Origin of the sequence: Azorhizobium doebereinerae UFLA1-100 (genome assembly GCF_000473085.1) — a bacterium.
Lineage (GTDB): Bacteria > Pseudomonadota > Alphaproteobacteria > Rhizobiales > Xanthobacteraceae > Azorhizobium > Azorhizobium doebereinerae.
This window is the reverse complement of the sequence record NZ_AXBA01000022.1, coordinates 1-15,532: the sequence shown is the minus strand read 5'-3', so window position 1 is coordinate 15,532 and position 15,532 is coordinate 1. Positions and strand designations below refer to the sequence as shown.

Below are 15,532 nucleotides of genomic sequence, written 5' to 3'. Positions count from 1 at the left end.
GGCCGAGGCTCAGGCCGCGCTGTCCTTGCGGGTGCCGGGCAGGCGCTTGTCGAGATAGCCGCCGACGATGCCCATCAGTTCCTCGGTCTTGCCGTCGAAGAAGTGGTTGGCGCCGGGGATGATCTGCTGCTCGATCACGATGCCCTTCTGCGTCTTCAGCTTCTCCACCAGGGTCGCCACCGCCGAGGTCGGCACCACCGCGTCCTTGTCGCCATGGACAAACAGGCCGGAGGAGGGGCAGGGCGCGAGGAAGGAGAAGTCGTAGAGGCTGGCCGGGGCGGCGATGGAGATGAAGCCCTCCACCTCCGGGCGGCGCATCAGCAACTGCATGCCGATCCAGGCGCCGAAGGAGACACCGGCGATCCAGCAGGCGCGCGCGTCCGGATTGACCGACTGCGCCCAGTCGAGCGCGGCGGCGGCATCCGCCAGCTCACCCGTGCCATGATCGAACGAGCCCTGGCTGCGCCCGACGCCGCGGAAGTTGAACCGCAGTACCGAGAAGCCCCGGTTCACGAACTGATAATAGAGATTGTACACCACCGGATTGTTCATCGTGCCGCCGAACTGCGGGTGCGGATGAAGAATGATGGCGATGGGAGAATTGCGGGTCTTGGCGGGCTGGTAGCGACCCTCGAGCCGCCCTTTTTCGCCAGTGAAGATGACTTCGGGCATGGGACGTGCGCGACCTCTGGGGCGCGGCCGTAAAGTCAAGGGAGCGACTCTCAAGGCCGGTGGCCCGAAAGCTGACGCCCTTCTGAGCACATCTTCACGGCGCAAACCTGTTCAGGAGACAGGCCTTGGCTGAGGATGTCTTGACTTGGCTCGGACGTCGCCCTAATTTAGAATAATTCTAATGTATCTCGTCCTGCTGCGCGACGGACGGCGCGCTGCACGGCTGAGACGGGTGAAGCCGATCATATGAACGAGAATAGGCGCAATTGCAAGCCTCGCATCGCTCCGGCCATGGAGAGCCGGCGATGACGGGGGCGCGCGTCCATCTCGACCATAATGCCACCTCTCCTCTGCGCCCGGAAGCCCGGGCGGCGTTGATCGCCGCGCTGGAGGCGGGGGGCAATGCATCCTCCGTGCACGCGGACGGGCGGGCCGCGCGCGGGCGCCTGGAGACGGCGCGCGGGCAGGTGGCTGCGCTCTGCGGCGCGCCGGCGCGGGGCGTCATGTTCACCTCCGGCGCCACCGAGGCCAATGCCCTCGCTCTGCATCCCGCGTGGGAGATCGCCGGGCGTCCAGTGACTTGCGACGTGCTGCTGGCGAGCGCGGTGGAGCATCCCGCCGTGCTGCGCGGCCATCGCTTTCCCGACGACCGGGTGGAGATCCTGCCCGTCGATGCCCTCGGCCGGCTCGATCTCGGCGCGCTGGCCGCCCGCCTTGCGGCGCATGCCGCCGCCGGGCGGCGGGCCATGCTGAGCCTGATGCTCGCCAATAACGAGACCGGGGTCGTCCAGCCGGTCGCGGACGCCGCCCGTCTCGCCCAAGACCATGGCGCCGTGGTGCATTGCGACGCCGTGCAGGGAGCGGGCCGCGTCGTCCTCGACATGGCGGCGCTCGGCGTCGACCTCGTCTCCCTGTCCGCCCACAAGCTGGGTGGCCCGCAGGGGGCCGGTGCCCTGGTGGCGTTGAGCGCCGACAGCCGGCCGCTGGAGCCGCTGCTGCGCGGCGGCGGGCAGGAGCGCGGCCGGCGCGGCGGGACGGAGAACGTGCCGGGCATCGCCGGCTTCGGCGCGGCGGCGGCCGAGGGGCTGCGCGCCCAGCCGGAGGAAGCCCTGCGCCTCGCGCACTTGCGCGACAGGCTGGAACAGGAGATTGTCGCCGCCCTTCCGGAGGCGGAGGTGATGGGGGCCGGCGCGGCGCGCGTGCCCAACACCTCGTGCATCGCCTTCGGCGGGTTGAAGGCCGAGACCCTGGTCATTGCGCTCGACCTTTCCCACATTGCGGTCAGTGCCGGCTCGGCCTGTTCCTCGGGGAAGGTGGGCCCCTCGCACGTGCTGTCGGCCATGGGCCTCGACAGCGCCCAGGCCGGCGGGGCGATCCGCCTGTCGCTGGGCTGGTCGAGCAGCGAACAGGATGTGGACCGGGCGATCGCGGCCTTGCGCCGCGTGGTCCCGCAGGTGAGAAGCCGCTCGCTACGGGCGGCGTGAGGACTTGACCCGCGGGCTTTGACCCCGCGCGGGAGAGGAGACGGGAAGATGGCTGCAGTCCAGGAGACGGTCGAACGGGTTCGATCCCTCGACGTCGATCAGTACAAGTACGGTTTCGTCACCGATATCGAGAGCGAGAAGGCCCCCAAGGGCCTGTCGGAAGATACGGTGCGCTACATCTCGGCTAAGAAGAACGAGCCGGAGTGGATGCTGGAGTGGCGGCTCGATGCCTATCGCCGCTGGCTGACCATGCAGGAGCCCACCTGGGCGCGGGTCAGCTATCCCAAGATCGATTTCCAGGACTATTATTACTACTCCCAGCCCAAGGCGAAGCCGAAGTCGCTGGACGAGATCGACCCGGAAATCCTCGCCACCTACGACAAGCTGGGCATTCCGCTGCGCGAGCGCGAGGCACTGCTCGGCATCGAGAGCACCGCGCCGCGCATCGCGGTGGACGCGGTGTTCGACAGCGTGTCGGTGGCCACCACCTTCAAGGCGGAGCTGGCCAAGGCGGGTGTGATCTTCTGCTCCATCTCGGAAGCCATCCGCGAGCATCCCGATCTGGTGAAGCAGTATCTCGGCTCCGTGGTGCCGGTGTCGGACAATTTCTACGCCACGCTCAACACCGCGGTCTTCTCTGACGGCTCGTTCGTCTACATCCCCAAGGGGGTGCGCTGCCCCATGGAGCTGTCGACCTATTTCCGCATCAACGAGCGGAATACCGGGCAGTTCGAGCGCACCCTCATCATCGCCGACGAAGGCGCCTATGTGAGCTATCTGGAAGGCTGCACCGCGCCGCAGCGCGACGAGAACCAGCTCCATGCCGCCGTCGTCGAGCTGGTGGCGCTGAAGGATGCCGAGATCAAGTATTCCACCGTCCAGAACTGGTATCCCGGCGACAAGGACGGCAAGGGCGGCATCTACAATTTCGTCACCAAGCGCGGCGACTGCCGGGGCGACAATTCCAAGATCTCCTGGACCCAGGTGGAGACCGGCTCGGCCATCACCTGGAAGTACCCGAGCTGCATCCTGCGCGGCGACGGCAGCCAGGGCGAGTTCTATTCCATCGCCATTTCCAACGGCTACCAGCAGGTGGATTCGGGCACCAAGATGATCCATCTCGGCAAGAACACGTCGAGCCGGATCATCTCCAAGGGCATCGCCGCCGGCCGCTCGGAGAACACCTACCGCGGCCAGGTGACGGCCCATCGCAAGGCCAGCAACGCCCGCAACTTCACCAATTGCGACAGCCTGCTGATCGGCGACAAGTGCGGCGCGCACACCGTGCCTTATATCGAGGCCAAGACGGCCTCGGCGGTGTTCGAGCACGAGGCCACCACCTCGAAGATCTCTGAGGACCAGATGTTCTACTGCCTCCAGCGGGGTCTCTCGTCGGAGGAAGCGGTGGCGCTGATCGTCAACGGCTTCGTCAAGGATGTGCTGCAGCAGCTTCCCATGGAGTTCGCCGTGGAAGCCCAGAAGCTGATCTCGGTGAGCCTGGAAGGTTCGGTCGGCTGAGGCTCGGCCGGCGGATCGCCTGAAAGCCCCGCCGCGCGCGGGGCGGAACGTCAACGGGCGGGGGATGCGGGTGCGCGCCATCGGGAGCGGCGCACCATCCCACCGTCGCACATTAGAAATGGAATACGCCCATGGCCTTGCTCGAAATCAACAATCTGCACGCCTCCATCGACGACAAGGAGATCCTCAAGGGTCTCAGCCTGAAGGTGAATGCGGGCGAAGTGCACGCCATCATGGGGCCGAACGGCTCCGGCAAGTCCACGCTGTCCTACGTGCTGGCGGGCAAGCCGGACTATGAGGTGACGGAGGGCTCCGCCACCCTGGACGGCCAGGACCTGCTGGAGCTGGAGGCCGATGCGCGCGCCGCCGCCGGCCTGTTCCTCGCCTTCCAGTACCCCATCGAGATCCCCGGCGTCGCCACCATGACCTTCCTGCGCACGGCGCTGAACTCCCAGCGCAAGGCGCGCGGTGAGGACGAGCTGTCCACGCCGGACTTCCTGCGCCTGGTCAAGGAGAAGGCCGGCCATCTCGGCATCTCCCAGGAGATGCTGCGCCGGGGCGTGAACGTCGGCTTCTCCGGCGGCGAGAAGAAGCGCAACGAGATCCTCCAGATGGCGCTGTTGCAGCCGAAGGTGGCGATCCTCGACGAGACCGATTCCGGCCTCGACATCGACGCGCTCAAGATCGTCTCGGAAGGCGTCAACGCCCTGCGTTCCAAGGATCGCGCCATGGTGGTCATCACCCATTACCAGCGCCTGCTCGACCATATCGTGCCGGACGTGGTGCATGTGATGCACAAGGGCCGGATCGTGCGGTCCGGCGGCAAGGAACTGGCGCTGGAGCTGGAAGCCTCGGGCTATGCAGCCTACGGCCAGGACGCGGCGTGAGGGGGATGGCATGAACGTCGTGACCCCCCAGATCCGCACGGCGGCCGAGCAGGCGCTCGTCGACGCCGTGGACCAGCACCTCGCCGCCGTCCCCATCGCGGGCCGGGTGGGCGAATTGCGTCGCGCCGCCGCGGCGGCCTTCGCGACCCACGGCCTGCCCCATCGCCGGGTGGAGGAGTGGAAGTACACCGATCTGCGCGCCATCCTGCGCGAGGCTCCGCCGCTGGCCGGCCCGCTCGACGCGGCTTCCGAGGCGGAAGCTACGTTCAAGGCGCTGTCCGTGCCCGGCGCGAAGCGCATCCTGTTCGTCAACGGCGCCCTCGCGCGCCCGGCGTCCGACCTGCTGGCGCTGGAGGGCGGCATTGCCGCTTTGCCGCTGGACAGCGCGCTGGCCGCCGGCGAGCCGATGGCGGACCGCGTCGGCGCCCTGGCGCCGCAGCGCTACGACGGGCCGCTGGCGCTCAACACCGCCTTTCTCGGCGAGGGGCTGGTGGTGCGCGTCGCCGCCCATGCGAAGATCGCGGCGCCGCTGCACATCGCCAACGTCTTCACCAAGGATGATCCCGCCACCACCTATGGCCGCGTCGTGGTCCTGGTGGAGGAAGGCGCCCAGGTGACGCTGGTGGAGAGCTTCCAGGGCCGGGACGGGGTCGCCTACCAGACCAATTCCGCCCTTGAGCTGTCCGTCGCCGACGGCGCCCACGTGGATTACGTGCGCGTGCAGGAAGAGGGCGACGCGGCCCTGCATCTCGGCACGGTGATGCTGGAGATCGGCCGCAACGCCCAGTTCCATTCTTTCACCCAGACCAGCGGCGCCAGGGCGTCGCGGGTCAGCGTCTACGGCCGCTTCTCCGGCACGCACTCCCATGCGGGCCTGCGCGGCGCCACGCTGCTGAAGGGCCGGCAGCATGCGGACACCACGCTGCTGCTCGACCATGCGGTGGGCCATTGCGAGAGCCGGGAACTGTTCAAGACCGTGCTCGCGGACGAGAGCCACGGCGTGTTCCAGGGCAAGATCGTGGTGCGCCCCGACGCGCAGAAGACCGACGGGCGCATGATGAGCCGCGCGCTCCTGCTCGGCGAGACGGCCGAGATGGACAACAAGCCGGAGCTTGAGATCTTCGCCGACGACGTGCAGTGCGGCCACGGTGCCACGGCGGGCGAGCTGGACGAGGACCTGCTGTTCTATCTGAAGGCCCGCGGTATCCCGCAGAAGGAAGCCGAGGCCCTGCTGGTGCAGGCCTTCGTCGGCGAGGCGATCGAGTTCGTCGAGCATGACGCGCTGCGCGAACTGCTGATCGCGCGGGCGGAAGCCTGGCTCGCCAGGCGGGCCTGAACCGACCTGCGCCCCGGCCGTCGGGTCGGGGCGGTGTCCTTCACCGAGGTGCGGCGCGGTTTCGCACGCGGCGCAGGACATGCGTCCTCTATCATTCAGCGCGAGCCGGCGTGCCGCGAGCGGCGTCTTCATGCCCGCGGCCCCGGATCCGAAAGGGACATTGCCGATGACCAAGGGGCATCCCGCCGTGTTGGACGGCGCCTATGACGTGGAACAGGTGCGCGCGGACTTCCCGGCGCTGGCCATGACCGTCCACGGCCACCCGCTGACCTATCTGGACAATGCGGCCTCCGCCCAGAAGCCGGTGCAGGTGCTGGAGCGCATGCGCCAGGCCTATGAGAGCGAATATTCCAACGTCCACCGGGGCCTGCATTATCTCGCCAATGCCATGACCGAGGCCTATGAGGGCGGGCGCGAGAGCGCGCGGCGCTTCCTCAACGCCGCCTCGCTGGACGAGATCATCTTCACCCGCTCCGGCACCGGCTCGATCAATCTGGTGGCTTCTTCCCTGGGCCAGTCGATCCAGCCGGGCGACGAGATCGTGCTCTCCATTATGGAGCACCATTCCAACATCGTGCCCTGGCACTTCCTGCGCGAGCGCAAGGGCGCGGTCATCAAGTGGGCGCCGGTGCGCGAGGACGGCTCGTTCGACTTCGAGGCGTTTGAGCAACTGCTGACGCCGCGCACCAAGATCGTCGCCATCACCCACATGTCCAACGTGCTCGGCACGGTGACGCCGATCAAGGCCATCGCCCGCGCCGCCCACCATGTGGGGGCGAAAGTGGTGGTGGACGGCTGCCAGGCCAGCGTCCACCTGCCGGTGGACGTGCGCGACCTGGACGTGGATTTCTACGCCGTCACCGGCCACAAGCTCTACGGCCCCACCGGCATCGGCCTGCTCTACGGCAAGCGCGACCTGCTGGCCGAGATGCCGCCCTATGAGGGCGGCGGCGAGATGATCCGCGAGGTGGAGGAGGAGCGCGTGACCTACGCCGCCCCGCCCCACCGCTTCGAGGCCGGCACCCCGCCCATCGTCCAGGCGGTGGGCCTCGGGGCGGCGCTGGACTATATGGATCTCATCGGCCGCGAGGCCATCGCCGCCCATGAGCATGACCTGTCCGCTTATGCCCACGCGCAGCTGGGCGCCATGAACAGCATCCGCATCATCGGCACGGCGGCGGACAAGGGGGCGATCCTCTCGTTCGAGATGAAGGGCGCCCATCCCCATGACGTGGCGACCGTGATCGATCGATATGGCGTAGCGGTCCGGGCGGGGACCCATTGCGCTCAGCCGCTTTTGGCCCGATATGGCACCACAGCGACCTGCCGCGCGTCTTTCGCGCTCTATAATACGCGCAGCGATGTGGACCGCCTTGCGGCGGCCCTCCTCAAGGCGCAGGACTTGTTCTCATGACCGATACCGTGGCCAACGACACGCCGAACACGCCGGAGATCAAGTCGGCGATCCCCGAGGCGGAACTGCTCGCTCTGACGGACAGCATCGTCGAGGCGATGAAGACCGTCTATGATCCGGAGATCCCGGTCGACATCTACGAGCTCGGCCTCATCTACAAGGTGGACATCGCCGACGACCGCTCGGTTGCCGTCGAGATGACGCTCACCACCCCGAACTGCCCCTCGGCGGCCGAGCTGCCGGGCATGGTGGAGAATGCGGTGGCGACCGTCCCAGGCATTTCCGGCGTGACGGTGGAGATCACCTTCGATCCGCCGTGGGACCAGGGCCGCATGTCCGAAGAGGCGCGCGCCACCCTCAACCTGTGGTGAGGCATGAGCCGGGACGCCGCGCCGCCCCCGGTGGGCCAAGTGGTGGAGACCGGCCTCTATGTGGACGACCTGGAGCGCGCCGCCGCCTTCTATGAAGGGGTGATCGGGCTCAAGCCCATGCTGTCCGACGCCCGCTTCCGTGCCTATCCCCTGGGCGGCACGGTGCTGCTGCTGTTCAAGCGCGGAACGGCGCTGGAGACGATCCACCTGCCGGGCGGCACCATCCCGCCGCATGACGGGGCGGGGCCGCTGCATTTCGCACTCGCGGTGTCGGCCGAGGATATCGAACCCTGGCGCGCGCATCTGGCGGCGCACGGCATTGCCGTGGAGGGCGAGACACGCTGGCCGAAAGGCGCGGTCAGCCTCTATCTGCGTGATCCCGACGGGCACCTGCTGGAACTGGTCAGCCCCGGTCTCTGGGCGAACTACTGATGCCAGCCCGGCGAAAGTGGCGGGTGATAGCGTGAGGCGTGATCGGGCCGTTCGCCAGCGGCCATGACGCGGTGGGCCACGGCAATGTCGGCGATGCAAGGCTTTGACCTTGCTCTCGCCACGCCGGACGCCCATCTTAGAAACATCGCATCCGCCGGCCTTGAACCGGCGCGGTTCGGAGAGAATTCAAATGGCTGTACGTCCCCGTCCCCAGGTCATGCGCATCACGGATGCTGCCGCAGAGCGCGTTCGCCAGATCATGTCGCGCACCAGTCCGCCGCCGGTGGCGGTGCGGGTGGGGGTGAAGAACGGCGGCTGCGCCGGCATGTCCTACACCATGGACTACGCCACCGAGATCGCCCCCACCGACGAGGTGGTGGAGGACAAGGGCGTGAAGGTGATCGTCGATCCCAAGGCGGTGCTGTTCCTGCTCGGTACCGAGATGGACTTCACGACCGACAAGCTCTCGGCCCAGTTCGTCTTCAACAATCCCAACCAGACCTCGTCCTGCGGCTGCGGCGAATCGGTGGCCATCACCCCCGCCGCGGAAGACGCGCTGGCCGGCTGATCCGGGCGGCGGTTCGCTCCGGCTGGCAATGGGATTTTGTCCTCCAGATGGAGGATGACAACCGGCGTTTTTGTCGCCAAATGACCGCTCCGCTTGGTGGGGAGCTGGCTCATGACGACACCGTCCTTTTTCGGCGCGATCCTCGGGTCGCGCGCCTTCTTCGTGTTTGCCCGCGTGGTGTTCACCTTCGTCTTCTGGGGCGCGGGCCTGGGCAAGATCGTGGACTATTCCGGCACGCTGGCCGAACTGGCGCATTTCGGGCTCAACCCGCCCGGCGTGTGGGCGCCGCTGGTGATTGCCACCCTGCTGGTCGGCGCGGGCCTCATCATCGTCAACCGCTACGCCTGGCTCGGCTGCGGCATGCTGGCGACGTTCGTGGTGCTGACCATCCCGATCGCCCATCCCTTCTGGAAGCTGCCGGAGCCGGAGGCGACCTATCACTTCCATTTCTTCGCCGAGCACATCACCGTCATCGGTGCGCTGATGATGGCGGCGATCCTGTGCTACCGCGAGGAGCCGGCGCGCGCCGCGGCGCAGGTCCGCCGCGAAAAGCAGTTGCACGTCGCCTGATCGTCCGGCGGCGCGGTGATCTTTCCACCGTCTGACACTTTGATAGAGAACGTTTTACCCTTCAGATGGCGATGCCATTTGAAGGGAACGTGCTCTAGGAGGTTGGGCGGCCGTTTCCTTGCCGCCCGAACCCCCTTATGGTGCCGCGGCGTGCGGACGTGGCGAAATCGGTAGACGCAGCAGACTTTTTTGGAGTGCCCACGGGGAAATCCGTGGAGTAGAACCGCTCAAAGTCGGGGAACGCTAACGAGCTTGCTCCAGGCCAATCCCGAGCCAAGCCTCCTTGGAGGAAGGTGTAGAGACTGGACGGGCGGCGCCTAAGGCCGGCGGCTAGGGCGAAGGGACAGTCCAGACCACGAACGCTTCGGCGGCGGCGAAAGTCGAAGTGGTACGAAAATCTGCCTCTCTCTGAGAGTACGGGTTCGAGTCCCGTCGTCCGCACCACGGCGCTCCCCGCCTGCCGAACCGACACGCTCGGCACCTGCCCCCGGCCGGCGGGCAACCCTCCGGCGCCGCCCGGAGCGCCTTGTGTCCAATCCCCAGCCGTCAGGCCACGGACAAGCTCTGGATGTGGAGCGAAGGCTGATCGATGGGGGCTTCCACGCCCCGGACGCGCGCGGGTCCCGGTTCCCTTGTCATCCGATGGTGTCGTGGTCGAGCCCGTGACTTTTGCAGGTCGCATCGAAGTATGAATAATATATCTCGATCTTATACTGCGATATATTGGTGGATGTCGGGGCGGCCGTCGCTCGGAACAGGGGATGTCCCGCATGACGCATCGTCGAGAGGGGCATGCCATGGACGTGCCGGGCATGACGACCCGCCATGGGGACCTCCAGCCGATGACGGTTTCGGCCCCCCGGTCCGCGCGCCTGATCATCGTTGCCGCCATCGTCATCCCATTGATCTTTATCGGCTTGACGGCGGTGAGCCTTTGGAAGGCGAGAGATGACGGATGGCGAGGTACCGAGCGCACCGGCGACAATCTGCGCGTCACCATCTCGCGGGATGTGCAGAGATACTTCGAGATCCATAGCATCCTGCTTCAGGATGTCGCGGAAGACCTGAAGGAGCCAGGTGTTTCGCAGGAGCGGGCGGCGCATTACCGCTTTCTGAGCCGTGCGGTTGAATTGGCCCATTACCCCGGATCGATGCTGATCCTGGATGTCGATGGAAACATTGCCGCCGATTCCGCCGGGCCGACGCCGCGGACCGCGAATTTCGCGGACAGGGACTATTTCCAGGTCCACAAGGACGGACGCCACGAAGGGCTCTATTTCAGCCGGCCCTTTCGCAGCCGGCTCAGGGATGGGGACCCCAGTATCGCGCTGTCGCTGCGGGTCGAGGACGACCAGGGCCGCTTCGCCGGCGTCCTGATGACCGCCGTGAGCCTGTCCTATATCCGGGCGCTGTTCGCGGATCTGGATACAAATCCGCAGGACACCTTGGTCCTGATGCGCGACGACGGGCTCGTCCTGGTCAGGGATCCGCCGCTGGAAGGAGGCAATGATCTGGGGTTCGATCTGTCCGGCAGCGAGAGCTACAGGACATTCGTGGAGGGCAAGGCGCGCTCCGCCATCGGCATCGGGCGGATAGATGGCGTGGAGCGCTATTTTACTTACGAGCACGTCCTCGGGTTTCCGCTGATCGTCGCCATCGGCTTGTCGGTCCATGAAGCCCTGGCCGACTGGCGGCTGCGGGCGTTCTCCATCGGCGGTCTGACGCTGGTTCTATGCGCGATGATCGTGGGCATCTCCATCGCGCTTTATCGTGAAATCGTCCGGCGGGCGCAGGTGGAGGCCGATCTGGCCTTCCTCTCGATCACCGATGGCCTGACCGGCATCGCCAACCGGCGCCGGTTCGACGAGATCATCAGCCTCGAGTGGCAGAGGGGCGGGCGCACGGGCGCATCGCTGGCACTGCTGTTCATCGATGCCGACCAATTCAAGAATTTCAACGACCGCTACGGGCATGCCCGGGGCGATGAGGTGCTCAAGGCCATCGCCCGCACCATCGATGCATGCCTGCAGCGGCCGAACGACATCGCGGCGCGCTTCGGAGGCGAGGAGTTCGCCGCTATCCTGCCCGACACCGACGTCGGCGGTGCGCAACAGATCGCCGAGCGCATCCGCGCGTCCATCGCGGATGGACAGGAGGCCGGCCTCGTAGGCCTCGGTGTGACCGTCAGCATTGGCGTGGCGGCGATGCACGCCAGCGGCAATCTTCATGTGAAGGATCTCGTGGCGGCCGCCGATCACGCCCTCTATCGCGCCAAGGACCAGGGGCGAAACCGCGTGGTGGTGGACAACGGTGAAGAGGAGGCGGGGCCGCCGCGCGCCACCGCCGACCCTCGCGGAGATCCTCCGCCGCCCGGCGGGGGAGGCCCGGCCTAGCCGGCCGGGGGAGGGATCTCACCGTCCGGCGCAGGCCTCACGGGTCAGGCGGAAGCGCCGCCATCCACCAGCAGCCGCGTGCCGGTGATGTTGGCCGCGTCGGGCGAGGCGAAATAGGCCACCGCGCCCGCCACCTCCTCCGGTGTCGAATAGCGTCCCAGCGCGCTGCGCGCCCGCTGGCCGTCCGAGCGGGCGCTGTCGGCGGGGTTCATGTCGGTGTCGGTGGAGCCCGGCTGCACGAGGTTGACGGTGATGCCGCGCGGCCCGAGGTCACGCGCCAGCCCGCGGGTGAAGCCCAGCAGCGCCGCCTTGCTCATGGCGTAGAGCGTGACGCCCGGCCCCGGCACGCGCTCGGCCAGCTGGCTGCCGATGGAGATGATCCGTCCGCCGTCCTTGAAATGGCGCGCCGCCGCCTGCGCGCCCACGAAGGCTGCGCGGGCGTGTAGCGCCAGCGCGAGGTCAATGTCCGCAAGGCTCACCGCCTCGAACGGCCCGGTGGGGAAGATGCCGGCATTGTTCACCAGGATATCGAGCCGGCCGAGCCGGGTGGCGGCCGCGTCCACTGCCTCAGTCAGCGCCCGGGGATCGGCGCTGTCCGCCTTGAGGGCGAGAGCGCGGCGGCCGAGGGCCTCGATGTCGCGGACCACGGCTGCCGCAGCCTCGGCCGCCGTCCCGTAGGTGATCGCCACGTCCGCGCCGTCGCGGGCGAGCCGGCGGGCGATGGCCGCGCCGATGCCCCGGCTTGCTCCCGTCACCAGCGCCACCTTGCCCTCAAGTCCATTCGCCGTGGTCATGCGTGCGCTCCTTTATGTACCAATCGGTATGTTTCTCCTTCGGCTTGCGTTCCGCCGTCAAGGGATTTATTTAACGATCGGTATGAAAAAGACCCAGCCCGAGCGGGGACGCCCCCGCGCCTTCGACCGCGACGTGGCTCTGCGCCGCGCCATGGAGGTGTTCTGGGCGCAGGGCTACGAGGGCGCTTCCGTGGGCGACCTCACCGCCGCCATGGGCATCGAGCGGCCCAGCCTCTACGGCGCCTTCGGCTGCAAGGAAGCGCTGTTCCGCGAGGCGGTCGAGCTCTACGGGCGCGAGGAGAGCGGTGCGACCGGCCGGGCCCTGGCGCGGGAGCCGACGGCGCGGGCCGCCGTCGCCGCCATGCTGCGGGACAATGCCGCCGTCTATGTGGAGCCCGGCAAGCCGCCCGGCTGCCTGGTGGTGCTGGCGGCCTTGGTGGGCACACCGGAGAGCGCGCCGGTACGCCAGGCGCTGGCCGAGCGCCGCGCCCGCGTGCGGGCGGCCATCGCCGCGCGCGTCCGGCAGGGCATGGCGGAGGGAGACGTCTCGCGCGATGCCGACCCGGACGCCATAGCCGCCTTCTACGGCACCGTGCTGCACGGCCTTTCGCTCCAGGCCCGCGACGGCATGGCGAAGGAGGATCTGCTGGCCATCTGCGAGGCTGCCATGGCGGCCTGGGATCCGCTGGCCGCCCCGTCCTGATCTCGGCTCCGCCTGCCGTTTCCGCCCGGTGTGACCGGACCGCCCCCGACGCCTCCGCCTGAAAGCCCCCCATGACGCGCGCCGAAGCCGATCCCGTTCCTCATGCGCCTGCCGGGCCCTCCATGCTGCGGGTGACGCTCGCCGGCTTCTGCGCCACCTTCGTCGGCATCGGCGTCGCCCGCTTCGGCTATACGCCGCTGATCCCGGCGCTGATCTCCGAGCAGTGGTTCGCGCCGGGCGCGGCGGCCTATCTGGGCGCTGCGAACCTGGCCGGCTATCTGGCCGGCGCGCTGGTGGCCGGGCGCGTCGCCGCGCGTGTTCCGCTGCCCTGGGTGCTGCGGCTGTGCATGGTGGTGGCCGCGCTCAGCCTGTTCGCCTGCGCCCGGCCCGGCGCCTTCGCCTGGTTCGCGGTGTGGCGCACGGCGGCGGGGATCGCCGGCGGCATGCTGACCGTGCTGGCGCCCCCGGCGGTGCTGGCCCAGGTGCCGATCCACCGGCAGGGCGCCATGGGGGGCGTCGTGTTCGGCGGCGTCGGGCTCGGCATCGCCGCCTCGGGCACGCTGGTGCCGCTGCTGATGCGCCTCGGGCTGACGCAGACCTGGATCGGCCTCGGGCTCATCGCTACGGTGGCGGTCGTCGTGGCCTGGAACGGCTGGCCGCAGGTGCGCCGCTCCAAGGTCGCCGCGCCGGAGGGCGCCCATCCCGGCCGCAACCCGCGTCTGTGGATCGCCGTCACCTGTTACGGCCTGAACGGGCTCGGCCTCGTGCCGCCCATGCTGTTCCTGGTGGACATGGTGGCACGCGGCCGCGGCTTCGGGCTCGATGCGGGAGCGGCCTGCTGGGTGGTGTTCGGCCTCGGCGCGCTGGCCGGCCCCCTGGTGTGCGGGCGCATCGCCGACAAGATCGGCTTCAACCTCGCCTTGCCTCTCTCCTTCATCATCCAGACCGTGGCCGCGCTGCTGCTGGTGGCGCCCGTGCCGCTCTGGGTCACCTTCGTTGCGGCAGCGGTCATCGGCGCCTTCGTGCCGGGCATCGTGCCACTGGTGCTGGGGCGCCTGCGCGACGTCCTGCCGGGCGATCCGCGCCGGCAGGCGCAGGCCTGGACCGCCTGCACCGCGGCCCTGGCGCTCTCCACCGCCGGCGGCGGCTATCTCACCTCGGCGCTGTACGCGCACGGCATCGGCGGCTATCCGGCCTTGTTCGGGCTGGGAGCCCTGGCCATCGTCCTGGCCCTGGCGCTCGATCTGTTCGGCCTCGCCTTCGCCCGCCGGCTGCGCTGAGCGCGGGTACGCACCGGCGATCTTCCGCGCCGCGCGCCGCGCCGCCGGAAGCCGGGAAGGTCATCGTGTTGTCGCGCGAGGCGGACTTACGGCGGGACCGCACAGGGCGAGTGTCACCGCAACGCATCCGGCTCCGGATCGGCTCCCGGCCCTTAGCCAGTAAGCCGCGCGGCCGCAGGCGTGCGCCCGCTGCCGAAACCTTCGATGATGTCCCGCGCTCAGGCCGCGCGGGAGAAGGGATAGTTTTCCGGTGCGTCGGCCGGCTTCTGCGCGGCGGACAGGATCTTGGTCTGGATCAGGCTGGCGATCTCCAGCCATTCCGTGTTCCAGGCCATGGCCGACTGCTGAAGGAAGGCGGCTTCCTTGGCCAGCAGGTTGGTCGGGCCGTCCTCGCGGGACAGGTCCGCCAGCAGATTGACCTGGGCCTGGATCTGGCCGGCGGTGAACTTCTGCAAATGGGTGGAAACGGCCAGCGGCGTCTCGAACCAGAAGGCCTGCATGGCGGCCAGCGGCCATGCGACAGGAGCGGCATTCCCCGGCTGGAACTTGCCCCACTGCTCCTGGAAGGAGCGCATGCTGTCCTGAAACGCGGTCGAGAAAGTGGAAGCGTCGGTCATGGCTAGTCCTCCACGCAATGAACATAAATCTTAACACAAGGTGCACGTGAAACCTTGCGCGGAATCAAGGGCGCTTCAGGCCCGGCGCTTTAGAGGACAGGAAGGCCAAGAGCACGTTCCGTTCCGCTTGCATCGCTCGCCGAACATTAAAACGTTCTCTATCAAATCGTTAATGGCGGATTTGCCTGTCAGTTGGGTTCAATCTGATGGGGGCCGGCTCTAGGTGGTGTGGACAGTTACCTGATCCACAGGACGATGGCAGCGATTGTGACGATGGCGAGGTAGTTTCGCGCGGTCTTCTCGAAGCGGGTCGCGACACGCCTGAACTGCTTGAGCTTGGAGAAGCAGCATTCGATCAGGTGGCGCTGAGCGTAGAGGTGCCTGTCGAGGCTATGCTTCCTGGCGCGGGATGGATTGGACGGGATGACCGCCTGCGCGTTCCTTGCCGCGATTGTGGCGCGCAGGGCGTCGCTGTCATAGGCGGTATCGGCCA

The 15,532-nt window shown here is 67.8% G+C and carries 16 protein-coding genes; 12 read left to right on the top strand and 4 right to left on the bottom strand.

What is annotated here, in order from left to right:
- Window positions 1–9: 9 nt before the first annotated feature.
- Window positions 10–672 carry an alpha/beta hydrolase gene (locus YU1_RS0115980; protein ID WP_029004927.1) on the bottom strand — a complete coding sequence of 221 codons (663 nt, stop codon included), beginning with the start codon at window positions 670–672 and terminating at the stop codon, window positions 10–12.
- A 305-nt stretch (window positions 673–977) separates the two neighbouring features.
- On the opposite strand from YU1_RS0115980, the gene YU1_RS0115975 reads away from it, so the two are divergent.
- The 10 genes from YU1_RS0115975 to YU1_RS29800 all read left to right on the top strand — a co-directional run bounded on the left by YU1_RS0115975 (window position 978) and on the right by YU1_RS29800 (window position 11,645).
- Window positions 978–2,156, top strand: a complete 1,179-nt coding sequence (locus tag YU1_RS0115975) for a cysteine desulfurase family protein (RefSeq protein WP_029004926.1) — start codon at window positions 978–980, stop codon at window positions 2,154–2,156.
- Between the two features lie 48 nt (window positions 2,157–2,204).
- On the top strand, window positions 2,205–3,674 hold the full coding sequence (gene sufB / locus YU1_RS0115970; RefSeq protein WP_029004925.1) for a Fe-S cluster assembly protein SufB: 1,470 nt from the start codon (window positions 2,205–2,207) through the stop codon (window positions 3,672–3,674).
- Window positions 3,675–3,805: 131 nt separating this feature from the next.
- Window positions 3,806–4,561, top strand: a complete 756-nt coding sequence (gene sufC, locus YU1_RS0115965) for a Fe-S cluster assembly ATPase SufC (RefSeq protein WP_029004924.1) — start codon at window positions 3,806–3,808, stop codon at window positions 4,559–4,561.
- Window positions 4,562–4,571: 10 nt separating this feature from the next.
- A complete protein-coding gene (gene sufD / locus YU1_RS0115960; RefSeq protein WP_029004923.1) occupies window positions 4,572–5,897 on the top strand; it encodes a Fe-S cluster assembly protein SufD in 1,326 nt (441 codons plus the stop codon).
- 166 nt (window positions 5,898–6,063) lie between these two features.
- Window positions 6,064–7,311 carry a cysteine desulfurase gene (locus YU1_RS0115955; RefSeq protein ID WP_035715570.1) on the top strand — a complete coding sequence of 416 codons (1,248 nt, stop codon included), beginning with the start codon at window positions 6,064–6,066 and terminating at the stop codon, window positions 7,309–7,311.
- Window positions 7,308–7,682: an SUF system Fe-S cluster assembly protein gene (locus YU1_RS0115950; protein ID WP_029004921.1), complete on the top strand. Its 375-nt coding sequence runs from the start codon at window positions 7,308–7,310 to the stop codon at window positions 7,680–7,682. Before YU1_RS0115955 ends, YU1_RS0115950 begins: the two co-directional genes overlap by 4 nt.
- 3 nt (window positions 7,683–7,685) lie before the next feature.
- Window positions 7,686–8,114 (top strand): VOC family protein, encoded by a 429-nt coding sequence (locus YU1_RS0115945; RefSeq protein ID WP_029004920.1) that lies wholly within the window; start codon window positions 7,686–7,688, stop codon window positions 8,112–8,114.
- A 190-nt stretch (window positions 8,115–8,304) separates the two neighbouring features.
- Window positions 8,305–8,682, top strand: a complete 378-nt coding sequence (locus YU1_RS0115940; RefSeq protein ID WP_035715568.1) for a HesB/IscA family protein — start codon at window positions 8,305–8,307, stop codon at window positions 8,680–8,682.
- Window positions 8,683–8,793: 111 nt separating this feature from the next.
- On the top strand, window positions 8,794–9,252 hold the full coding sequence (locus YU1_RS0115935; protein ID WP_051356935.1) for a DoxX family protein: 459 nt from the start codon (window positions 8,794–8,796) through the stop codon (window positions 9,250–9,252).
- 770 nt (window positions 9,253–10,022) lie between these two features.
- Window positions 10,023–11,645 carry a GGDEF domain-containing protein gene (locus tag YU1_RS29800; protein ID WP_198018948.1) on the top strand — a complete coding sequence of 541 codons (1,623 nt, stop codon included), beginning with the start codon at window positions 10,023–10,025 and terminating at the stop codon, window positions 11,643–11,645.
- A 44-nt stretch (window positions 11,646–11,689) separates the two neighbouring features.
- On the opposite strand, the gene YU1_RS0115925 is transcribed toward YU1_RS29800, so the two are convergent.
- Window positions 11,690–12,439, bottom strand: coding sequence for an SDR family NAD(P)-dependent oxidoreductase (locus YU1_RS0115925; protein WP_035715566.1), 750 nt, complete (start codon window positions 12,437–12,439; stop codon window positions 11,690–11,692).
- 82 nt (window positions 12,440–12,521) lie between these two features.
- On the opposite strand from YU1_RS0115925, the gene YU1_RS0115920 reads away from it, so the two are divergent.
- Complete coding sequence (locus YU1_RS0115920) at window positions 12,522–13,142, top strand: TetR/AcrR family transcriptional regulator (protein ID WP_035715565.1); 621 nt, start codon at window positions 12,522–12,524, stop codon at window positions 13,140–13,142.
- A gap of 71 nt (window positions 13,143–13,213) precedes the next feature.
- On the top strand, window positions 13,214–14,422 hold the full coding sequence (locus tag YU1_RS0115915) for a YbfB/YjiJ family MFS transporter (RefSeq protein WP_029004915.1): 1,209 nt from the start codon (window positions 13,214–13,216) through the stop codon (window positions 14,420–14,422).
- Window positions 14,423–14,640: 218 nt separating this feature from the next.
- On the opposite strand, the gene YU1_RS0115910 is transcribed toward YU1_RS0115915, so the two are convergent.
- Window positions 14,641–15,039, bottom strand: a complete 399-nt coding sequence (locus tag YU1_RS0115910) for a hypothetical protein (RefSeq protein WP_029004914.1) — start codon at window positions 15,037–15,039, stop codon at window positions 14,641–14,643.
- A gap of 236 nt (window positions 15,040–15,275) precedes the next feature.
- On the bottom strand, window positions 15,276–15,532 hold a 257-nt coding region (locus YU1_RS0115905; protein ID WP_029004913.1), incomplete at its 5' end, for an IS5/IS1182 family transposase.